This window comes from Aeromonas sp. FDAARGOS 1416 (genome assembly GCF_019048085.1).
Classification (GTDB): domain Bacteria; phylum Pseudomonadota; class Gammaproteobacteria; order Enterobacterales; family Aeromonadaceae; genus Aeromonas; species Aeromonas veronii.
This window is the reverse complement of sequence record NZ_CP077301.1, coordinates 3,467,743-3,488,024: the sequence shown is the minus strand read 5'-3', so window position 1 is coordinate 3,488,024 and position 20,282 is coordinate 3,467,743. Positions and strand designations below refer to the sequence as shown.

Sequence of the window (20,282 nt, the reverse complement as noted above, 5' to 3'; positions counted from 1 at the left end):
CTGCTTAAACCTGCGTCACGTCGGCGGAGAACATATAGCCGCCACCCCAGATGGTTTTGATCAGCTCCGGATTCTTGGGATCCCGCTCCAGCTTGCGGCGCAGGCGGCTCACCAGGGTATCGATGGCGCGATCAAAGGCTACCGCCTCGCGGCCACGGGCCAGATCCAGCAGTTGATCCCGGCTCAGCACTCGCTGCGGGCGTTCGAGAAACACCTTGAGCAGATCGAACTCGGCAGTGGAGAGGCTCAGGCCCACCCCATCCTCATCGACCAGCTCCCGGCGATTGACGTCGAGCAGCCAGCGATCGAAGCGCAGATCCCGGGTCAGGGTTTCGGCGGCGGGCTGGGTGTCGGCCTGGGTGCGGCGCATCACCGCCTTGATGCGCGCCAGCAGCTCGCGCGGATTGAAAGGCTTGGCCAGATAGTCGTCGGCCCCCATCTCCAATCCGATGATGCGGTCGGTCTCTTCCCCCATGGCAGTCAGCATGATGATGGGCAGGTTCGATTTGACCCGCAGCTCGCGGCAGAGGGTCAGACCATCTTCACCCGGCATCATCAGATCCAGCACCAGCAGGTCGAACTCCCGCTCCTCCAGCAGTCGCTTCATCTCCTTGCCATCCCGGGCGCAGCTGACCCGCAGGCCGTGCTGTTCCAGAAAGCGTTTCAAGAGATCGCGGATCTCGCTGTGATCGTCGACCACCAGAATGTGGGTGTTGCCCTGGTTCATGAATACCTCCCCTGCTTGGCGTTGGCACGAGTATACGAAAATCCGCCCGGCGGTTTGTGTCAAAGTGTGCCAGATCCGCACGATGCCACACTCTGCTACAAAAAAGGGCGATGCTGGCAAAGTTCAGACACCGATAGGGTGTTTACTTGAGGGCAAGGCAAGAGCGCCGAACCAGAATCATCCCTACAGGAGATAGACCATGAAAAAGCTGACCAAAACCCTGCTGACCGCCACCCTGATCCTTGGCCTGCCGCTGGGTGCCTATGCAGCCAGTGAAGCAGCCCCCACCGGCCAGCCCGGTGCCATGGTGGATTGCCCGATGGACGGTGGTGGCATGATGGGTGGCAAACACCACGGTGGCCGCCACGACAAGATGGCCCGCATGCAGAACATGACCCCGGAGCAGATCCAGGCCAACCTGCAGCAACGTTATGACCGCATTGAAGATCCGGCCAAGAAGGCGGAGTTCATCAAGAAGCTCAACGAGCGTGCCGCCGGTATGACCAAGCACGCCGAAGCGATGAAGCAGTTCGCCGAAGAGAACCAGTAACAGCGCCAGCTGTTATCAACCCAAGGGTGGCCTAGGCCACCCTTTTTGCGCTTACTGCGTTGAGCCGCAGCTTGGCTGAGCGCTGGTGATTGCCAATAAAAGAGGGAGAGCATGATGCTCCCCCTCTTGCTATCTGTGTCGGTGCGAGTGTGCAACCCACTTCACCGGACGAGCGAACTTAGCCCTGAGCCTTGTCGGTCAGTTCTACTTTCTTGACGGTTTCGCCTTCGAACTTGATGACCACGTTTTTCTTGGCGGCGTCGGTATCTTTCAGCAGGGTTGTGGTTGTCTCTGCCAGCAGCGGAGAGGTCTTCTTCAGGGCATCCAGATCATAGGTCCACACTTCCAGACCGGCCTCGGTCTTGGTGGTGGCAGGAGCGCCCAGCTTCTCTTTGACTGCCTGCTTGTTGGAGCCGCCTTCCTTGATATCCAGCGCCTTTTTGATGGCTTCGTTGGATGCACTGTCCATGGCACCGGATACGGCAGTGCTGGCCGCATCCTTGACGCTGCTGGTGACGCTGTCGGTCAGCGAATCCATCAGGCCGGCATTGGCAAACAGGGGCAGGGTGGTGAGGGCAACCAGCAAACTCTTTTTCATTTTCTACAGCTTCCATGGGTTCAATGAGGCGGCTATGAAATCAGCAAAGATATTGGGCGTCAAGTGAGGCATGCAATTAACATTTCTGTTAACTGGATCTCATTTCTCACCAGTCGCAAACAGTTTTGGTATCTCCCGCACCAGCCAGCTTTTGGCCTTGCCCATGGTGTCTCGCCGCCAGGCCAGCACGACCTGGATCTGATGGCGATATTCGGGGCTGATCACCTTGAGCCGTCCGGCCCGGATGTCCTCCTCAATCCAGCTCTGTGGCATGGTGCCGACGCCGATCCCTGCCAGCAGGGCATCCCGTTTCTCCGTCATGGTGCTGACGGTGAGACGCGGCTGCTTGTCGAGCAGGCGGTAGGTAAGTACCGGTTTGCGCAGGGCGGTATCGGCGACCGCGATGGCGCGGTAGCGGCGCAGGGTCTCGTCGGCCAAGGGTTCGGGCTCCTGATGCAGCGGGTGATCGGGATGGGCGACGTAGAGCATCACCTCGTCCTTGATCACCTGATGCTTGATGCCAGTCATCATGATGTCCGGGTTGATGGAGGAGATCAGCAGGTCGGCACGACCATCTTCCAGACACTCCCAGCTACCCGCCAGCACCTCGGCCCGCAGCCGCAGTCGGGTATCGGTCTGCTCGGCCAGCCTCTCTACCAAGGGGTAGAGGGCCTGCACCGGGACCAGCGCATCGACGGCGACTGTGATGTCGGTTTCCCAGCCACGGGCCAGCGCCCGGGTTTCTCCCACCAGATGCTCGGCTGCCTCCAGCAACACCCGGCCGCGCTCCAGCAGCATGCGTCCCGCCGGGGTGAACTTGGTGCGGTGGCCGCTGCGGTCAAACAGCATGGCATCCAGTTCGTCTTCCAGCTTCTGCACCGTATAGCTCAATGCCGAGGGTACCTTGCCCAGCTCGTCGGCCGCCGCCGCAAAGCTGCCGCGGCGGTCGATGGCGTCCAGCACCCGGATTGCTTCCAGGGTCAGCGCCCGCTCCTTGTTCGATTCCTTGGCCATTCCTCACCTTCAATTTTTTTGAATATGTTTGCCAGTTTATCTCGCTAACAAGTTAGGTCATGTCACTTTAATATTCAATCAACGCTTAGGCAGGAACGTCGAGCGGCCAAATATGCGGGTAGTTCCGCACTGTGACACACCAAATCGGTCTGTCTGATGTCGGTGAAAGAACAACACACTATTTGAATAACCTCTTGCATGGATGCATTGATTCTGGCCGAAAAGGCCTTGGCAATGACATATAAAACAAGAGAGTGAATGAACATGAAAAACGTAATCAAGATGCTGGCCGTTGCAGGCCTGATGACCACTGGTTTCGCCCAAGCTTCCGTACCGGCTGACTTCAATGCCATGCCCGGCGTGCTGTTTGTGAACTGGAACGCCACTGCCGCACTGGATGGTAAAGCCAATCCGATGTTGGAAGTGCGTGACGAGTCTGGCGATCTGCTGGCATCAGTCCACGCCAACCTGACTGGCACCCAGCAGGTGCGGATCCCGAGCCGTACCCAGGGCAACCTGACCGTCAGCCTGGCTGACCAGAGCAGCGAATACCGTATTCCGTTCGGTATCGGTAGCGGCAAACAGCGTTAATCAACCGTCCCGGTAGGTGAGGAGCAGACCATGATGCAATTGAGAGCCGCAGAAGCGCGGGGCAAGGCCAACTTTGGCTGGCTGGACGCGCGCCACAGTTTCTCCTTCGGTCACTACTATGACCCGGAGTGGATGGGACACTCGGTACTGCGGGTGATCAATCAGGATCTGGTTGCGCCGGGTGGCGGATTCGCCACCCACCCTCACGCCAATATGGAGATCCTCACCTGCGTGCTGCAAGGCACCATAGAGCACAAGGACAGCCTCGGCCATGCCGAGCAGATCCCGGCAGGGGATTTCCAGCTGATGAGCGCAGGCAGCGGGATCCGCCACAGCGAGTACAACCCCTCGCAGACGGATCCTCTCTCCCTGTTGCAGATCTGGATCGAGCCGAACGAGTTCGGCACGCCACCCGGGTATCAGCAGAAGAAGATCGAGTCCAGACCGGGCATGACGCTGGTGGCGTCACCGGATGGCGAGGATGGATCGCTGCGGATCCGCCAACAGGCCCGCGTATGGCGGCTGGAACTGGCCCCGGGCGAGACGCTCGAATGGGCACTGGCTGGCCGACACGGTTACCTGCAGATGATTTCAGGGGAGTTGACCGCCAACGGTCTGGCTGCCCGACCCGGCGACGGGGTACTCAGTCGTGATGAATACCGGTGGGAGCTGGTTGCGACCAGTGCCAGCCAAGCTCTGTTATTTGACCTACCCTGAAGCAGTCAGCGGTGATGTGACACAAACGAGGAATATGAAATGGACAAGATGAAAGATGTAGCGCTGCTGGCGGGTCGTGTACTGCTGGCGCTGATGTTCGTAATGGCGGGCTGGAGCAAGATCGGCGGCTATGCCGGTACCCAGGGCTATATGGAAGCGATGGGCGTGCCGGGCTTTATGTTGCCGCTGGTGATCCTGCTTGAGCTGGGTGGTGGCCTTGCCGTCGTGCTCGGTCTCTTTACCCGCAGCCTCTCCGTGCTGCTCGCCGGCTTCACCCTGATGGCTGCCTTTATTTTCCATTATCAGCCTGCCGAACAGATGCAGATGCTGATGTTTATGAAGAACGTCTCAGTGGCCGGTGGTTTCCTGGCGCTGGCGGCAGCCGGAGCAGGGGCTTTCAGTGTGGATGCCCGTCTCGGCAAAAACTGGTAATGCCCTGAAGAGTCAAGTTTTCCAATGCCTTTTGGCCGGTGCAACTGCACCGGCTTTTTTCTGTCTGCGTTTTCCGGGTAGGTGAGGTGACGGCACAAATCTGCGGCGCCCCTCATGGTTCAGCGGTTTGCCCGCCTGCTGGCCACAAGTGCCTTTTGCATCTTATCCCCCGATCCCTGACAATTCCCTCTCTTGTGAAGTGACGGAAATGGCTCGCCTTTTCCCTCGCCCCCTCTCATCCACAGGCGGGAATTGCTCATGTTTACCCTCTACCACTCCAATCAGCTGGATCTGCTCAAAGAGCTGCTGGTGAGCCGCATCCGGCAGGTCCCTCTCTCTCACCCCTTCGATCGGGAGCAGATCCTGGTGCAGAGCCCGGGCATGGCCCAGTGGCTCAAGCTGGAGCTGGCCAAGGCCTTCGGCATCGCCGCCAATATCGACTTTCCGCTGCCCGCCAGCTTTATCTGGGAGATGTTCACCCGGGTGCTGGCGGATGTACCGCGCCAGAGCCCCTACAACAAGGGCTCAATGAGCTGGCAGCTGATGACCATTCTGCCCGCCTTGCTGGATCGCCCCGCCTTTGCCTCGCTCGCCGCCTATCTGGGCGGGGGAGATGAGGAGGAGCCTGCCAAGGAGCCCGAGCAGGTGCGGTTGTGGCAGCTCTGCCAGAAGGTAGCGGATCTCTTTGACCAGTATCTGGTCTATCGGCCGGACTGGATCGCCAGTTGGGAAGAGGGGGAAGGATTGAGTCAGGAGCTGGCCGGGGTGAGCGGTCAGGATTGGCAGCCCGAGCTGTGGCGCGAGCTGGTGGCCCGCACCCTGGCGCTCTCTCCGAGCGGCTACCACCGCGCCAACCTCTACGAGGAGTTTATCCACGAGCTGGCGCGCACCGCCGATCTGCCGGGCAAGCTGCCGCAGCGGGTCTTTGTGTTCGGCATCTCGGCGCTGCCACCGCGCTATGTGGAGGCGCTGCTGGCCCTCGGCAGTCGGCCGGAGGTGGAGGTGCACCTGTTCGTCACCAACCCCTGCCGCTACTACTGGGGGGATCTGCTGGATCGCAAGACCCTGGCTCGGCTGGAGAACAAGCTCAAACCCGGCACCGATATCGAGACGTTGCAGGGCCCCGCCAACCCGCTGCTCGCCTCCATGGGCAAGCTGGGGCGTGACTACCTGCATCAACTGATGGAGCTGGAGGTGCCGCAAATCGAGGCTTTCGTCGATATCGACGAAGTTGATGGTAAAGGCAATGTCAGCCTGCTGCGCGCCATCCAGAAGGATGTGCTGGAGCTTGCCGAGCGAGGCGCAGGTCAGTTCGATCTCGACAGCAGCCATCACAAGAGCCCCATCGATCCGGCGGATGGATCCCTGCAGATCCACGTCTGCCACGGCCCGATGCGCGAACTCGAGGTGCTGCACGATCGGCTGCTGGCGCTGTTCGAGCAGGATCCGACCCTCACCCCGAAAGATGTGGTGGTGATGATGCCGGATGTGAACAGCTACGGCCCCTACATTCAGGCGGTGTTTGGCGCACGGGGCCAGATCCCGTTTGCGGTATCGGATCGGGCGGCGAGTCAGGAGAGCCCCCTGCTGCAAAGCTTCCTCGCCCTGCTCAGGCTGCCCAACGCCCGCTTCGGCGCAGGGGAGTTGCTCGCCATTCTTGAGGTGCCCGCCGTGCTGCGCCGCTTCGAGCTGGATGACGACGAGTTCAACCAGCTGCGGGTCTGGGTGCAGGAGACCGGCATCCGCTGGGGTCTGGATGACAGCTATCCCGTCCGCTTCGATCTGCCGCCCATGTCCGGCAACAGCTGGCTGTTCGGCCTGCGCCGCATGCTGCTCGGCTTTGCCATGGGGGATGGCGAGCCGGTGGCGGGCATCTTGCCCTACGCCGATATCGAGGGGCAGCAGGGACTGGCACTCGGCAAGCTCGCCTGGTTTGTCGACTCGCTGGCCGAGTTTTTGCCCCGCCTGCAACAGGCCCAGCCGCTGGCCGAGTGGAACGCCTGCCTGCTGGCGCTGCTGGAGCGCTTCTATCTGGCCGACGAGGATGAAGAGCGTCAGCTCCAGCTTATTCGCAGCCAGCTGGTCGAGTGGCAGACCCGGCTTGGCGAGGCTCGCTTCGAGCAGCCCATCACCGCCGATCTGTTGCAGGATTACCTCGGCAGCGTGCTGGGGGAATCCCGCTCCAGCCAGCGCTTCCTCGCCGGTCAGGTCAACTTCTGCACTCTGATGCCGATGCGCTCCATCCCCTTCAAGCAGGTCTGCCTGCTCGGTATGAACGACGGCGTCTACCCGCGCACCCTGGCTCCCATGGGGTTCGATCTGATGGCGGTGGCGTCGCGGCGCGGGGATCGCTCCCGTCGCGATGATGACCGCTACCTCTTCCTCGAGGCGCTGTTGAGTGCCCAGCAGGGGCTCTATATCAGCTATCAGGGCTTCAGCGCGCAGGACAACAGCGACAAGGTGCCGTCGGTCCTGCTGGCGGAGCTGATCGACTATGTGCGGCAGGGCTTTGTGCTGGCGGGGGATGAGGATCTCGATGACGAAACCTCCGGCAAGCGGCTGCTCAACCACCTGATGGTGGCGCACCCGCTCACCCCCTACAGCCGCAACTACTTCTACCCGGAGGCGGGTTCGCGCCTCTTTACCTATGCCGCCGACTGGTTGCCCGCCCTCAATCCGGTGCGCGGCGCGGCCAACTTCCAGAGCGGCGAGCTGCCTCTTCCCCCCGAATGGGGCAAGGAGCAGGGGCTGGAGCTGGCGGAGCTGCTGCGCTTCTATCGCCAGCCTACCAAGTATTTCCTCAACCGCCGCCTCAAGGTGTGGTTTGAACTGAACGAGGCCAACATCGAGGACAGCGAGCCGTTCGAGCTGGATGGCCTGCAACATTATCAGCTGAAAGATCTGCTGCTCGATGCCCATCTGGCGGAAGGTGAAAGTACCGAGCGTCGCGAGCGATTGCAGCTCACCGGCCTGCTGCCGCAAGGGTGGTTCGGCAGCCTGCTGCTGGACGATCTGGATGCCGAGATGGGCAAGCTGGCGGATCGGCTGCGGCCATGGGTTGCTGCCAGTGAGTCAGAAAAGCAGGCGGTGGAGATCGATATCTCCCTCACTCAGGGCCAGCTGCAAGGGTGGATCGACACCCAGAAGGGGCGTTTGCTGGTGGTCAAACCCGGCAGCTTCAACGGCAAGGATCTGCTGCTGGGCTGGATCCAGCACCTCTGCCTCTCATTGAGCTGCGCCCCCGGCGACACCCTGTTGTTCGATGCCAAACAGAGTCTGCGACTGCCTGTACTCGCTGCCGACGAGGCGCGTCCCAAGCTGGCGGCGCTGGTGGCGTGCTGGGCGCAGGGGATGAAGCGGCCGCTGCCCTTCTTCCCCAACACCGCCTGGGATTGGCTCAAGGCGATCGAGAAGGATCCCGACAAGCCGGAGGCGGCCGACAAGGCGGCCCTCACCCGTTTCAACGGCGGCTGGATGATCAATGGGGAGGGGCAAGATCCTTACGTTGCCCGCTGCTTCCCCGAACTCGATGACGAGGTGCTTGGTCAGTTGCAGGCGCTGGCCCGCGAACACCTGACCCCGCTGCTCAAGACCCTGGAGGAGCTGAAATAATGGCTAACCCGCTCAATACCCTGCGTTTCCCCCTCCATGGTGAACGACTGATCGAAGCCTCCGCCGGTACCGGCAAGACCTACACCATCGCCGGTCTCTACCTGCGCCTGCTGCTGGGCCACGGCCCGCTCATTGAGGAGGGTGCTGATGCCGGTCAGCCGAGCGCCCACGAGCGGCCGCTCTCGGTGACCGAAATTCTGGTGGTGACCTTTACCGAAGCAGCCACCGCCGAGCTGCGCGGGCGGATCCGCGGCCGCATTCACGAGGCGCGGCTCGCCTTTATGCGCGGCCATAGCAATGATGCCCTGCTGGCCCAATTGCTGGCAGAGGTGGTGGATCACGAGCTGGCGGCCCGTCGCCTGCTGGCTGCCGAGCGCCAGATGGACGAGGCGGCGGTCTTTACCATCCACGGCTTCTGCCAGCGGATGCTCAAGCAGAACGCCTTCGAATCGGGTGCCCTCTTTGAAACCGAATTTCTTACCGACGACAGCCAGCTCAGGCTGCAGGCGGTGAGCGACTACTGGCGATCCGAGTTCTATCCGGTGGATAAAGCCCTCGCCAGCGCCGTGCGCGCGCTCTGGCCGAGTCCCGCCGCCCTGCTGCGGGAGATGGGCAGCTGGCTCGACAACAGCGAGCTGGAGATCCACCCCGCGCTGGGGGACGAGACCCTCGCCGCCCGCCATCAGGCGGCCATGAGCCGCATCGCGGCGGTGAAGAGTGAATGGCTGGCGCAGACGGACGAGATCCGCCGCCAGACCGACGGGCAAGTAAGCCGCTACACCGGCAAGAACTACGAAGGGTGGCTTGCCAAGATAAGCGACTGGGCACAGGACGAGAGCAGTGGCTACGCCATCCCCAAGGAGCTGGAGCGCTTCGGCCAGACGGTGCTGGAGGAGAACCTCAAGAAGGGGGGCGCGGTGCCGACCCTGCCGCTGTTCAGCCAGATAGACGAGCTGCTGGCGAGCCGCCCCGGTATTCGGGATCTGATCCTGCAACGGGCTGCCAAGGTGGTGCGCAGCCGGATGCAGGCCAGCAAGCGGCAGGCCCATCAGCTCTCGTTCGATGACCTGCTCAAAGACCTCGACGGGGCGCTTGGCTCCAGCCTTGGCGAGCGGCTCTGCGAGCGGATTCGCGCCACCTACCGGGTGGCAATGATCGATGAATTTCAGGATACCGATCCCCAGCAGTACCGCATCTTCCATCGCCTCTACGGTGGCCACACCGACACGGCGCTGTTGATGATCGGTGACCCCAAGCAGGCCATCTACGGCTTTCGCGGCGCCGACATCTTTACCTACATTCAGGCGCGGCGAAATGTGAGCGCCCACTACACCCTCGGGCGCAACTGGCGCTCCAGCAGTGCGCTGGTGGGGGCGGTCAACGGCTTGTTCGATCGAGCCAAGGATCCCTTTATCTATGAAGCGGATATCCCCTTCCTGCCGGTGGAGGCGCAGGGCAAGAGCAAGGCGCTGCTGCTCGATGGCGCCACTGCCCCCGTGCTCCACTGCTGGCAGCTGACCGGCCAGCCCACCTTCAACCGGGGGGATTACCAGAGCAAGATGGCCCGCGCCACCGCCGCCGAGATCCACCGCCTGCTGACCCTCGCCCGCGAGGGCAAGGCGCTGATCGGTGACAAGGCGGTAAAGGCCGGGGATATCGCCGTGCTGGTGCGCACCGGCGCCGAGGGCAAGCTGGTGCAGCAGGAGCTGGCGCGCCTCGCCATCGCCTCCGTCTATCTGTCGAACCGCGAGAGCGTGCTGGAACAGACGGAGGCGCGGGAGATTTTGCTGATTTTGCACGCCTGCCAGAACCCGAGCGAAGAGCGCAGCCTGCGGGCGGCGCTCGCCACCGGGCTGTTTGATCTCGACGCCAAGGCGCTTGATGGGCTGGCCAGCGACGAGCGGGCGTGGGAGAGCGCGGTACAGGAGTTTATGGAGTACCGCAAGATCTGGCACCGCCGTGGCGTGCTGGCCATGTTGCGGGCCCTGCTGCACCGGCGCAATCTCGCCTCTTCGCTTTTGGCGAGCCCCTATGGCGAGCGGCGGCTGACCAACTTCCTCCATCTCGGCGAGCTGCTGCAACAGGTGAGCAGCGAGCTGGACGGGGAATATGCCCTGCTGCGCTGGCTGGGAGAGGCGGTGAGTCGCCCCAATGGGCAGGATGCGGAGCAGGTACTGCGCCTCGAATCCGAGCGGAAATTGGTGCAGATCGTCACCATCCACAAATCCAAGGGGCTGGAGTACCCGCTGGTGTTCCTGCCCTTTATCTGCAGCCACAGAACCGCCGAGACCCCGCTCTATCACGAAGCGGATGAGGCGGGCAATCGCACCATTCTCGATCTGACCGGCGCCGACTCGTCGCTCGCCGAAGCGGACAGGGAGCGCCTTGCCGAAGATTTGCGGCTGCTCTATGTGGCCCTGACCCGGGGCGTCTACGCCACCTGGCTGGGGCTGGCGCCGGTGCGGGCGGGGGCGGGCAAGTCGGAGAAGACCGATCTGCACCACACCGCCATCGGCTACCTGCTGCAAAAGGGTGAAGAGGGGGATGCGCAGACGCTGGCGACCGCCCTGACCGAGCTGGCACAGGCGCTGCCCGGGGTGGCAGTCGGTGAGCCCTCGCTCACCCGTCCGGCACCGCTGCCGCCAGAGGAGGAGCAGTTGGGTGAGCCGCAGGTGCGCCACTTTAGCGGTTCCCTTGAGCGGGACTGGTGGATCAGCTCCTACTCCGGGCTGGCGGCGCAGGGCCATGGTCACAGCAAGGGTGTTTTGGCCAATCCCGGCTTCGATGACGAGGTCGTCACCGAGGCGGCTGCGCTGGCTTCCGAGCAACCGGACGAGGCACCCCAGCCCTCCATCTTCACCTTCCCGAAAGGGGCGCGCCCCGGCACCTTGCTGCACAGCCTGTTCGAGACCATCGACTTTCAAAGCGCCGCGGGCGAGCCGCTGGCAGAGCATATTGCCACCCTGCTGGCGCAAGATGGCTTCGACGAGAGCTGGGCCACTGTGCTGCAACAGCAGGTGGAGGCGGTGCTCGATACCCCGCTGGAAACGGGCTTTGGCGAGCCGGTGCGGCTGCGGGATCTGGCCCCCGAGCGCAAGCAGGTGGAGCTGGAGTTCTTTCTGCCCATGGGGCGGGTGACAGCACCGGCGCTGACGGCCCTCTGCCAGCAGCACGACCCGCTGTCGCGGGGCAACAAGCCGCTCAGCTTTGCCACCGTGCAGGGGATGCTCAAGGGCTTTATCGACTTGGTGTTCGAGTGGCAGGGGCGCTGGTATCTGCTCGACTACAAATCGAACCACCTCGGCATGAGCCCCGCCGATTACAGCCGTCCGGCGCTGGAGCGGGCGATGGCCGAGCACCGCTACGACCTGCAATACCAGCTCTACTCGCTGGCGCTGCACCGGCTGCTCACTTTGCGCCTGCCGGGCTACGACTTCGAGCAGCACTTTGGCGGGGTCTTCTATCTGTTCCTGCGCGGCATGCCGCAGGGGGGCATTTTCCATACCCGCCCGAGCCGTGAACTGGTGCTGGGGCTGGATAAGTTGTTTCGCGAAGGCAGTGAGCTGCCAACAGCGGGATCCCAAGCATTTAACGAGGTAGAGGCATGAGCGGCACCATGATCAGCACCGCGACCAGCGCAATGATGGTTGAACGGTTGAAAACACTGGCGCTGGCTGGCCGTATCCGCCAGCTGGATCTGCAATTTGCCAGGCTGGTGGCCGACCTTGGCGGCAGCCCCGAGCTGGTGCTGGGGGCTGCGCTCACCTGCTTTGAGTTGGGGCGCGGCCATGTCTGTCTGCCGCTTGAAATGTTGACTGCCGGATCCCTGCGACCGTTCGGGCTGGATCCCCAGCAAAGCCGGGATCTGCTGGGGGATCTGGCGGATCCTGCCCGCTGGCCCGCTCTGTTTGCGGCTAGTCCCTTGGTTGGAACCGAGCAGGATGAGGGGCTAGCCCCGCGCTGGCCGCTGCGGCTGTGGCGCGGGCGGCTCTATCTCACCCGCTACCACGATTTTGAACTGGGGGTGGCCCGTCATCTGCGCGCCCTGAGTGAATGCGCCGAATGGCCGGAGATAGCCCCGGCCCTGTCGCGGCTGTTTGCCCGCGACTACGGGCTGGTGTTCGCGGCGCTGCTCAAAGCCCGCCTCGTTCCCGACTTTTCGGCCCGCCACTTTATCGAAAAGTATCTCGATCTGGTGTGCCCGAACGAGGTGGACTGGCCCGCCATCGAAGCGCTGCTGGCCAGCGCCCAGGCGGCGAGCGACTTGAGCAAGCTGGATGCGCTGGTGCCCGAGGCGCTCTGCTGCAATGGCCAGAAGCTGGCGGCGGCCACTGCGGCAGCGCGCCCCTTTGCGGTGATCTCCGGTGGTCCCGGCACCGGCAAGACCACCACGGTGGCCAAACTGCTCGCCATTCTGGTGGAGACCGGCCTGCAAGCGGGCAAGGCCCCGGCGATCCGGCTGGTGGCCCCTACCGGCAAGGCGGCGGCGCGCCTCACCGAGAGTATCGGCTCTGCCCTGCAGGCCCTCGATCTGCCCCCCGAGTGGGTGGAGGCGATCCCCACCGAAGCGGGCACCCTGCACCGGCTGCTCGGGGTCATTCCGGGGCGCAGCCAGTTCCGCCACCACGCGGGCAACCCGCTCCACCTCGACCTGCTGGTGGTGGATGAGGCCTCCATGGTCGATTTGCCGATGATGGCGCGCCTGCTCGATGCGCTGCCAAGTCACGCCCGCCTGATCCTGCTCGGCGACAAGGATCAGCTCGCCTCGGTGGAGGCGGGGGCCGTGCTCGGCGATATCTGCAGCTTTATCGAACAGGGCATCAGCCCCGCGCAGGCGGATTGGCTCTCCCGCCAGACCGGCTACCGCTTGCAGGGCACGCCCGCGGGGGCACCGGTGCGCGATAGCCTCTGTCTGCTGGCCAAGAGCTGGCGCTTTGATCAGCATTCGGGCATCGGCCAGCTGGCGCGCGCCTGCAACAGCGGCGATGCCACGGCGGTGGAATCAGTCTGGGGCATGGGCTTTGCCGATATCAGCCTGCACCCCTGGGCCGGGGAGGCCTACGATGCCCTGATTGCCCAGGGGGTGGCCGGTTACGGCAGCTATCTGAAGGCGGCCCGCGCGGGGGAGGCGCCTGCCGCCGTGTTCAAGGCATTCAACAGCTTCCAGATCCTCTGCGCCCTGCGCGATGGCCCGTTCGGGGTGCTGGGACTTAACGAGCGACTGGAACTGGCCCTGTCACGGGCTGGCCTGATTGCCCGCGATGGCGACTGGTATGCCGGTCGTCCGGTGATGGTGGTGCGCAACGATCACGGCGTCGGCCTCTACAACGGTGATATGGGGCTCTGCCTGCCCGATGAAACTGGCCGGTTAAAGGTCTGGTTTGAGCAGCCGGACGGCACCCTGCGGGCCCTGTTGCCCAGCCGCCTGCCGCCCCACGAGACGGTCTACGCCATGACAATCCACAAATCCCAGGGCTCCGAGTTTGCCCATACCGTGCTGGTGCTGCCCGACAGCCCCAGCCCGCTGCTGACCCGCGAGCTGGTCTATACCGGCATCACCCGCGCCAAGGCCCGGCTCGATCTCTATGGCGATCGCGCCCTGCTGGCCCAAGCGGTGCGGAAAAAGACCGAGCGTTATTCCGGATTGGCGGAGAGGTTGTTAGATTGAACATGAAATATATATTTTCGAAAGAGTGGAAGCTGATAGAGAAAGCAATGGCGGATGAATGCTGTCTCGAACTTCCTTTTTTGTTAAAAAATGCACTCGTTGTAGGTGAAGATCATCGTTTTTGGAGTCATTCAGGGGTTGATTACTTTGCTTTGTTAAGAGCTGTCATCAAAACTGGAGTATTTAAGAAGAGAGAAGGGGGGTCTACAGTTGCTATGCAATTGGTGCGAGTTATCACGTCTAATTACCAAGTTAGCTTAAAGAGAAAGATTGTTGAAATTTCTTTAGCAAGACGGATCACGAAAAAGTATGGTAGAGAAAAAATATTGAACAAGTACCTTCATTTGGCATATTTCGGCTGGGATATGCATGGTGTAATTAATGCAGCTGCAAAGTTAAAAATAGACTTTGAGAAATTGAGTGTTATCGATGCAGCTCAATTAATTGCAAGGTTAAAATATCCACAATCCAAAATGAAAAACTCAAAGCAAGATTTAAAAATACTACATAGAACTATACATATAACATGTAAGCTTAAAAGCAATCTTGGCGATGTTTATAGATGAAATGGTTAAACTTTTATCAAGAAAGCTACTCCCTCTTGTTTTGCTATAAGAGATTGGAATGTTCCACTAATGATTACATCATCGTTTACTATTAAATCATAATAGTGTGATGATTGTCTTCTTCGTCCGTTCTCAGTTATATGGAGGACTATCTTATCCTTACCAAAATAGTTCTTATTAATAGAGCCCTGAACAACCCCTGTCGTTCTTTTGTCCCCTTCAAAACGAATTTTCCCGTTCACAGACTCTTCATAACATTTCTCTACGGTTCCATATATGTTATTATTTTCAGACCATAAAAGAACGTCATACTCAAGAGTCATGCTTCTAAATGGGTTGTAAATAGTCTTTTCTGTATAGATTATAAGTTTCCATAAACCATTTATATTTGGTGAGGGGAATATTTTTTCTTTGGTGAAAAAGAAAAATAGAGTTAGGATTATACCACCCAATATTGTAGCTAGAATATCAGGTAGAAAAGAATTAAAAGACATTGTTTTTTACTCTTTCGTAGTTGCCAGAAAATGTTACATTGAGTCCATAAACCCCCATGTATCCATGTTCATGAATAGTAAGTTGATTGTTATTTTGGACGGTCAGGATAAATTGTTTAGGAGTGTTCATGCCATCTCCTAAAAATATATATTCGTCACCTAAACTATTTAATATAAGCTCTATCTCTCCTGTCCTCGGCGCTTCCGTATTTGTACCCCATAAAGAAATACCTTTTATTTTGATTTTGTCTTCAGTAATATTTGATATTTCTATAAGTGATAATGAATTATATCCTATGCTAGTAAACTCACCTTGCAGCACGTTACTTTCCTTGAATGATGCTCAATGTTAGCCGAGATATAATCCTATACATTTCTTACAATTAACTCCATTGTTTTATTGCAGTTTTATCTCGTATTGTTGGGGTCACGGGCTCAGCACCAACCTATCGATTGTGTAGGTTGTGGCTGAGCGTAGCGAAGCCCAACGTTTACCGCGTAATCTCTTTTTTCCTTCCCCTCATCCCCGACCCTTCTCCTCCTTTTCTAATAAACGGGGGAAGGGAGTAATGCCGTTACCGCTGTCCGATTACGCTTCGCTAATCGAACCTACGTGGCAGGTGATCATATTACCGGTGCCGCTTTATCCCCTCTCCCTCCGGGAGAGGGCAGGGTGAGGGCGGGTAGGGTGCAAAGAACGAAGTGAATTGCACCGCTGCTATTTATCTGCCAAAAGGTGTAATGCGCTGCGCTTATTACACCCTACATCGAACCAACACACGACAGGATGTCATTGCTTGAGACTTGAATTTAAAACCATCGATCTGGAGCGGGATTACGATCTCTGTGTGCAGGCACGCAGGGATGCCTACTTCTGCAGCTTTCATACCCATGATGGTTTTGCCGACTTTATCGACGGTTATCGGGAGCGGATCCGCGAAAGGTTGGGGCAAGCGCAATGGCACTACATTCATGTCTGGGCGGGTGAACAATTGGTGGGCCAGCTGGAATTTCGCAGCTTTTCCGATGAACCCGAGACTGGCTATGTGCAGCTGATTTATCTGTTCCCCGAATATCGTGGCAGCGGTCTGGCTGCCGAGTTGCAGGCATATATCCGCCAGCAGTTGCTGGGGGCGGGTTGTAAATGGGCCATTCTCTCCGTGAGTCGTACCAATGTGCGGGCCTTGAATCATTATCGGCGCTTTGGCTGGGTATTTCTGCGCCCCAATCCGAAACATCAGGAGACGGATTTTTATCGACTGACTCTGGCCGAGTGACCTCTGTGGTTGCTCCGGCGTACCCCCTCATTTATTCCCATCCCCCAAATGACTGAATCGTGAGTTAAATCCGGTAAATGGGGCGCGCTTGAGCCACACTTATGGCCACCCTGACTCAGCCTGCGCCGTGAGTGGCCGATAACCGGGGAAACGGCGGTGCGGTGGGGTTCTGGCTGACAGATCTGTTGCAATATGCCAAGGTAGCGCCTCACGACAACAGCGCGATTCCCCGTGGTGGCGCGGGGCGGAAGAACAAGGATAACTGCTATGGTGCAGGACAGTGACACGATCAGGATCTCGGATGTCAGCGAGGCCGTGGTGCATGGCATTCTGGAGGTGACCAGCGATGGCATCTGGGATTGGCATGCCAATACCGGTTTTGTCTATCGCAACCCTGGCTGGTACCGGATGCTGGGTTACGAGCCGCACTCCCTCGGCAATACCGTCTTCACCTGGGAGAACGTGATCCACCCCGACGATCTGGCGGCTGTGATGGCGAAGTTCGATCTCTGTCTGAGCGGCAGCGCCCATGAGTATCGCGCCGAGTACCGTTGCCGCTGCCGCGATGGCAGTTACCTCTGGATTGAGGATTGCGGCCGCATCATTGAGCGCAATCCCGACGGGTCTGTGGCGCGGATGATCGGCGCCCATCGCGATATCCACGCCAGCAAGTTGTTGCTGGAACAGCTGGAGCGGCGCAATCAGTCGCTGGAGCAGCAGGTTGCCGAGCGCACCGCCGAGCTGGTGCGACTCAACGAGGCGCTGCAACAGAAAGCCGAGGAGAACCGTCTGCTGGCAGAGACCGATGCCCTGACTGGCGCCGCCAGCCGTTATCGGCTGGAGCGAGCGTTGCAGCTGGAGTGCGAGCGGGCGCGCCGCTTCCATCAGCCGTTTACGGTGATCGCCATGGATGTGGACAACTTCAAGCAGATCAACGACAGCTATGGCCACAACGCCGGGGATCAGACTCTGATCAACATAGTGGCGCTGGTGCGCCGCCATATCCGCGAGATCGATCTGCTGGCCCGCTGGGGCGGTGACGAGTTTATGGTGTTGTTGCCCAACACCGGCCGCGAGGATGCGCTGGTGGTGGCGAGCAAGTTTCAGGCATTGATGGCGAGCGAGCCCATCTGCCCGCACGCGCCCGCTACCATGAGCTTCGGGCTGGCGGAGTATCAGCAGGATGAGCAGAAAGAGAGCCTGATGGTGCGCGCCGATCGGGCGCTCTATCAGGCCAAGCAGCTGGGTAAAGACCAGATCTGCTAACGCGCAGGGCACGGAAAGAAGAGCAGTAAAAAGGGCCGCAGGTTTGAAACCTGCGGCCCTTTTGCATTGTTACTGACGCGGCGCGACTTAGAAGTGGTAGCGCAGACCCAGCTTGAAGGTATCCAGAGAGTAGTGCTCGTCACCCAGGCTCAGGGCGTCGAACTGGCGCTCGTAACCGATACCGGCAGAGAAGTGGTCGTTAAAGGCGTAGTCCAGACCTACTTCCAGATTGGGGTGTACCTTGCTCTTGGTTGCGCTCTTGCTTACCTGATCGCTGAAACCGAGGAAGGTGGCGTTGCCGACAACTTCCAATTCGGTGCGGGTGTAGGCGATGCCCGGTTTGGCATAGGCGCTGAAGCCCCAGGCCAGCGGCTGGCTCAGCTTGGCGGCCAGGCTGATGCTGCGGGTTTCGATAGTGGTGTCGGCAAAGCCGCTTGCAATCGGGGAGGTTACCCAGGTCAGCTGATCCATCTGCTGGGCGTGCAAGCCACCTTCAACCGCCAGCCAGGGTTTGAAGCTGTAACCCACGATCAGGCTGCCGCCGTCGAGCTGGTCGTCGATCACTTTGGCGTCATAGGCGTCTTTGGCCGCACCATCGAGATCCATCTTGGAGGTAGTCAGATCCAGACCTGCATACCAGCCTTCGGCATGGGCGCCGCCATTCATGGCCAGAGCAAGCAGGGAGAAAGCGGCAATTTTATTAAACTTGTTCATGGATAAATAACCTTGTGTTGCGTGAACTGCGTGTGATTTATATTGCTCAATCCATGAAGCTTTTTATATTTCCGTCATTGCTCTGCTCTCACAGAGGGGCCGCAGTATAGTCAGCACATTTCTGAATAACAAGAGAGTGATTTCCCCATTCTTCTAAATATGACTGGCGGCCATCAGGGTCATTTTGTTTAATAAATGGTGTTATTAGAGTTTTAGCTTTATTGAGGTTTAAATAATTAACCGGTGAGGCAAATGACAGGCTGTGAGTTCGGTTTTGATTCTATGTAATTGATTTATATAGGCATTAAATTTTCATTCGAGCGTAGCCGTGATGAGTTGTCTAAAAATTGGCATCTCAGATGTCACTCACAGGTGTCAGGCTCTTTTTGATGTTTTTTTGAACGCCTCACAAGGTGAAACCGTGAGAAAAAAATCTATCTTTTTGCCTGTTTTTTGCTCTTTTTGAGGCTTGGGATTGTTCCCATCGAGGGTTTTGGTGGTCTTTTGAGGCTGTTTTTGCGTGGGCTATGTTGCCCACCAGATAAGTGGGTGGGTTCTTATGGGTGGCTTTTCTCTTTACCCGGCAGCAGTTGTTGGGGTGGGCATGAGGCGCGATAAGCAGATATGGGGTGTGCGGTCTGATTAATTTTGTTTGCTTATATATACAAGCTATTTAAAAGATAGGTTTTTGGAGTTTTAAATAACTTTCTTATATTCATTTTTATATTTAATGAAGCTTTCCAAACAGGTCATTTAAATATATTGAATGGCAATGAAGCGCTATTAATGATCGTTTAGGATACCTTGCCAGAGAGGTCGTAGTGGCTGGCGCATCAGTGGGCGGCGGACACTTCCCCTTGCCGGGGCCCTTGACCTGACCTGCGAATTCAGGGAAAAGAAAAGGGCGGTGCTATCAGCGCCGCCCAATGCCAGGAAAGAGAAAAAACCTTACGGTTTAAAAGATAAAAATTTGGAAGCAAACAATCGATTTCTCAACCAGGAAGGGTCTTGAATTCGATACGTTTCGATTATGCGCGATGTTCTATGCAGCACTAGCAAAATGTTTGCGGGTTGAAAGATATGCACTGTCTGGTGTCAGATTTTGAGACCTCATCGTTCAACTGGTCTGTCCTGATGGGCGTTGTAGGCGATTTTTTCTCTAGGCTGTTTTTTCGGTGTCAATATCTGAGCCTTGAAGGTAAAAACAGGTCAGAAGCTGACTCGGCATAACCATGCAATGAAAGTGCGATAACAAGGAAGAGTGGCATGACCTACAGCCAGACCCTGGCCAACAATATTCTCGACACCCTGAAGAAGACCCTGACCGACAAGGGGATCCGCTATCAGACCCTGGCAGAAGCCATGGGTGTCTCCATCGCGACCGTGAAGCGGATGATGAACAAGCCCTCCCTGCCGTTCGATACTCTGCTGGAGATCTGCCATCTGGTGGGGCTCTCGTTCGAGGAGTTGCTGGATCGCACTCAGGATGCCCAGAGCCGCCGCGCCGTCTTCACCCAGGAGCAGGATGAGGCGTTTCACAACGAGCCGGGGCTCTACGCCTTTCTCGCCAATATCTTCTGGCGCGACAAGACGCTGATCGATCTCAAGCGGGAGTACGGCCTGACCGATGCCTCCTGCTACCTCTATCTGCGCAAGCTGGAGAAGCTCGGCATTTTGCAGCTCGGTATCGACAACAGTTACCACTTCCTCATCAGCGAGCGGATCAGCTTCGAGCAGCACAGCCGTTTCGCCCGTCAGCAGGCACGGCAGGCAATGTCGGTGCTGGGGGAGTATCTGGTGGAGAACATGCACAAGTCGAACAACTATATGGCGCTCTGCCAGCTGCACCTCAACGAGGGGGAGGCGATGGCGCTGATCGACCGGATGAAGGAGTACTGGCATCAGGAGATCAAGCTCAACCGCCCCGCCATCGGCCAGCAGGAGCACGCCAAGACCTACACCATGTCGCTGCAACTGGCCGACTGCGGGTACCAGAGTTTTGACGACATGATCCCCAATATCGACAACTGATCCCGGCGGATCCTGCGGGATCCGC

Annotated in this window: 17 protein-coding genes; 11 read left to right on the top strand and 6 right to left on the bottom strand. The window is 58.8% G+C overall.

Features of this window, described 5'->3' with window-relative positions; translation table 11 throughout:
- Nucleotides 1-4: 4 nt before the first annotated feature.
- The gene (locus tag I6L46_RS15765; protein ID WP_040068709.1) at nt 5-727 is read right to left on the bottom strand and encodes a response regulator; all 723 of its coding nucleotides are present in this window, start codon (nt 725-727) and stop codon (nt 5-7) included.
- Between the two features lie 199 nt (nt 728-926).
- On the opposite strand from I6L46_RS15765, the gene I6L46_RS15760 reads away from it, so the two are divergent.
- Nucleotides 927-1,277, top strand: coding sequence for a hypothetical protein (locus I6L46_RS15760; RefSeq protein ID WP_216976281.1), 351 nt, complete (start codon nt 927-929; stop codon nt 1,275-1,277).
- A 178-nt stretch (nt 1,278-1,455) separates the two neighbouring features.
- Here I6L46_RS15760 and I6L46_RS15755 read toward each other — a convergent pair whose 3' ends face one another.
- Nucleotides 1,456-1,875, bottom strand: a complete 420-nt coding sequence (locus I6L46_RS15755) for a hypothetical protein (RefSeq protein WP_216976280.1) — start codon at nt 1,873-1,875, stop codon at nt 1,456-1,458.
- Between the two features lie 99 nt (nt 1,876-1,974).
- Complete coding sequence (locus tag I6L46_RS15750; RefSeq protein WP_216976279.1) at nt 1,975-2,889, bottom strand: LysR family transcriptional regulator; 915 nt, start codon at nt 2,887-2,889, stop codon at nt 1,975-1,977.
- Nucleotides 2,890-3,147: 258 nt separating this feature from the next.
- Between I6L46_RS15750 and I6L46_RS15745 the strand changes: the two genes are divergently transcribed.
- From I6L46_RS15745 to I6L46_RS15715, 7 genes are all read left to right on the top strand, one after another.
- Nucleotides 3,148-3,480 (top strand): hypothetical protein, encoded by a 333-nt coding sequence (locus I6L46_RS15745; protein ID WP_041202176.1) that lies wholly within the window; start codon nt 3,148-3,150, stop codon nt 3,478-3,480.
- 30 nt (nt 3,481-3,510) lie between these two features.
- Entirely contained in the window at nt 3,511-4,197 is a 687-nt protein-coding gene (locus tag I6L46_RS15740) for a pirin family protein (protein ID WP_005355292.1), read from the top strand.
- 39 nt (nt 4,198-4,236) lie between these two features.
- The gene (locus tag I6L46_RS15735) at nt 4,237-4,629 is read left to right on the top strand and encodes a DoxX family protein (protein WP_005336513.1); all 393 of its coding nucleotides are present in this window, start codon (nt 4,237-4,239) and stop codon (nt 4,627-4,629) included.
- A 258-nt stretch (nt 4,630-4,887) separates the two neighbouring features.
- Nucleotides 4,888-8,241: an exodeoxyribonuclease V subunit gamma gene (gene recC / locus I6L46_RS15730; RefSeq protein ID WP_216976277.1), complete on the top strand. Its 3,354-nt coding sequence runs from the start codon at nt 4,888-4,890 to the stop codon at nt 8,239-8,241.
- A complete protein-coding gene (recB, locus tag I6L46_RS15725) occupies nt 8,241-11,849 on the top strand; it encodes an exodeoxyribonuclease V subunit beta (protein WP_216976275.1) in 3,609 nt (1,202 codons plus the stop codon). Before recC ends, recB begins: the two co-directional genes overlap by 1 nt.
- Entirely contained in the window at nt 11,846-13,909 is a 2,064-nt protein-coding gene (gene recD, locus I6L46_RS15720) for an exodeoxyribonuclease V subunit alpha (RefSeq protein WP_216976272.1), read from the top strand. Before recB ends, recD begins: the two co-directional genes overlap by 4 nt.
- A 2-nt stretch (nt 13,910-13,911) precedes the next feature.
- Nucleotides 13,912-14,475: a biosynthetic peptidoglycan transglycosylase gene (locus tag I6L46_RS15715; protein ID WP_209297292.1), complete on the top strand. Its 564-nt coding sequence runs from the start codon at nt 13,912-13,914 to the stop codon at nt 14,473-14,475.
- Nucleotides 14,476-14,480: 5 nt separating this feature from the next.
- Here I6L46_RS15715 and I6L46_RS15710 read toward each other — a convergent pair whose 3' ends face one another.
- Together I6L46_RS15710 and I6L46_RS15705 are read right to left on the bottom strand one after the other, a co-directional pair.
- The gene (locus I6L46_RS15710) at nt 14,481-14,969 is read right to left on the bottom strand and encodes a hypothetical protein (protein ID WP_209297293.1); all 489 of its coding nucleotides are present in this window, start codon (nt 14,967-14,969) and stop codon (nt 14,481-14,483) included.
- Nucleotides 14,959-15,291 (bottom strand): hypothetical protein, encoded by a 333-nt coding sequence (locus I6L46_RS15705; protein WP_209297294.1) that lies wholly within the window; start codon nt 15,289-15,291, stop codon nt 14,959-14,961. Before I6L46_RS15705 ends, I6L46_RS15710 begins: the two co-directional genes overlap by 11 nt.
- Nucleotides 15,292-15,766: 475 nt before the next feature.
- Between I6L46_RS15705 and I6L46_RS15700 the strand changes: the two genes are divergently transcribed.
- Both I6L46_RS15700 and I6L46_RS15695 read left to right on the top strand, forming a co-directional pair.
- Nucleotides 15,767-16,246 carry a GNAT family N-acetyltransferase gene (locus I6L46_RS15700; RefSeq protein ID WP_216976270.1) on the top strand — a complete coding sequence of 160 codons (480 nt, stop codon included), beginning with the start codon at nt 15,767-15,769 and terminating at the stop codon, nt 16,244-16,246.
- A 267-nt stretch (nt 16,247-16,513) separates the two neighbouring features.
- Nucleotides 16,514-17,512, top strand: coding sequence for a sensor domain-containing diguanylate cyclase (locus I6L46_RS15695; RefSeq protein WP_058057085.1), 999 nt, complete (start codon nt 16,514-16,516; stop codon nt 17,510-17,512).
- Between the two features lie 87 nt (nt 17,513-17,599).
- On the opposite strand, the gene I6L46_RS15690 is transcribed toward I6L46_RS15695, so the two are convergent.
- A complete protein-coding gene (locus tag I6L46_RS15690) occupies nt 17,600-18,226 on the bottom strand; it encodes a porin family protein (protein ID WP_021231774.1) in 627 nt (208 codons plus the stop codon).
- A gap of 1,266 nt (nt 18,227-19,492) precedes the next feature.
- Here I6L46_RS15690 and I6L46_RS15685 point away from each other — a divergent pair.
- The gene (locus I6L46_RS15685; protein WP_005336490.1) at nt 19,493-20,257 is read left to right on the top strand and encodes a helix-turn-helix transcriptional regulator; all 765 of its coding nucleotides are present in this window, start codon (nt 19,493-19,495) and stop codon (nt 20,255-20,257) included.
- Nucleotides 20,258-20,282: the final 25 nt, after the last annotated feature.

Bases quoted from the DNA above. Each gene is read 5' to 3' on its own strand.
- I6L46_RS15710 (WP_209297293.1), bottom strand. From the start codon at position 14,969: ATGTCTTTTAATTCTTTTCTACCTGATATTCTAGCTACAATATTGGGT.
- I6L46_RS15715 (WP_209297292.1), top strand. From the start codon at position 13,912: ATGAAATATATATTTTCGAAAGAGTGGAAGCTGATAGAGAAAGCAATG.
- I6L46_RS15690 (WP_021231774.1), bottom strand. From the start codon at position 18,226: ATGAACAAGTTTAATAAAATTGCCGCTTTCTCCCTGCTTGCTCTGGCC.
- recD (WP_216976272.1), top strand. From the start codon at position 11,846: ATGAGCGGCACCATGATCAGCACCGCGACCAGCGCAATGATGGTTGAA.
- I6L46_RS15765 (WP_040068709.1), bottom strand. From the start codon at position 727: ATGAACCAGGGCAACACCCACATTCTGGTGGTCGACGATCACAGCGAG.
- I6L46_RS15685 (WP_005336490.1), top strand. From the start codon at position 19,493: ATGACCTACAGCCAGACCCTGGCCAACAATATTCTCGACACCCTGAAG.
- I6L46_RS15750 (WP_216976279.1), bottom strand. From the start codon at position 2,889: ATGGCCAAGGAATCGAACAAGGAGCGGGCGCTGACCCTGGAAGCAATC.
- I6L46_RS15695 (WP_058057085.1), top strand. From the start codon at position 16,514: ATGGTGCAGGACAGTGACACGATCAGGATCTCGGATGTCAGCGAGGCC.
- I6L46_RS15740 (WP_005355292.1), top strand. From the start codon at position 3,511: ATGATGCAATTGAGAGCCGCAGAAGCGCGGGGCAAGGCCAACTTTGGC.
- recB (WP_216976275.1), top strand. From the start codon at position 8,241: ATGGCTAACCCGCTCAATACCCTGCGTTTCCCCCTCCATGGTGAACGA.
- I6L46_RS15755 (WP_216976280.1), bottom strand. From the start codon at position 1,875: ATGAAAAAGAGTTTGCTGGTTGCCCTCACCACCCTGCCCCTGTTTGCC.
- I6L46_RS15760 (WP_216976281.1), top strand. From the start codon at position 927: ATGAAAAAGCTGACCAAAACCCTGCTGACCGCCACCCTGATCCTTGGC.
- recC (WP_216976277.1), top strand. From the start codon at position 4,888: ATGTTTACCCTCTACCACTCCAATCAGCTGGATCTGCTCAAAGAGCTG.
- I6L46_RS15735 (WP_005336513.1), top strand. From the start codon at position 4,237: ATGGACAAGATGAAAGATGTAGCGCTGCTGGCGGGTCGTGTACTGCTG.
- I6L46_RS15745 (WP_041202176.1), top strand. From the start codon at position 3,148: ATGAACATGAAAAACGTAATCAAGATGCTGGCCGTTGCAGGCCTGATG.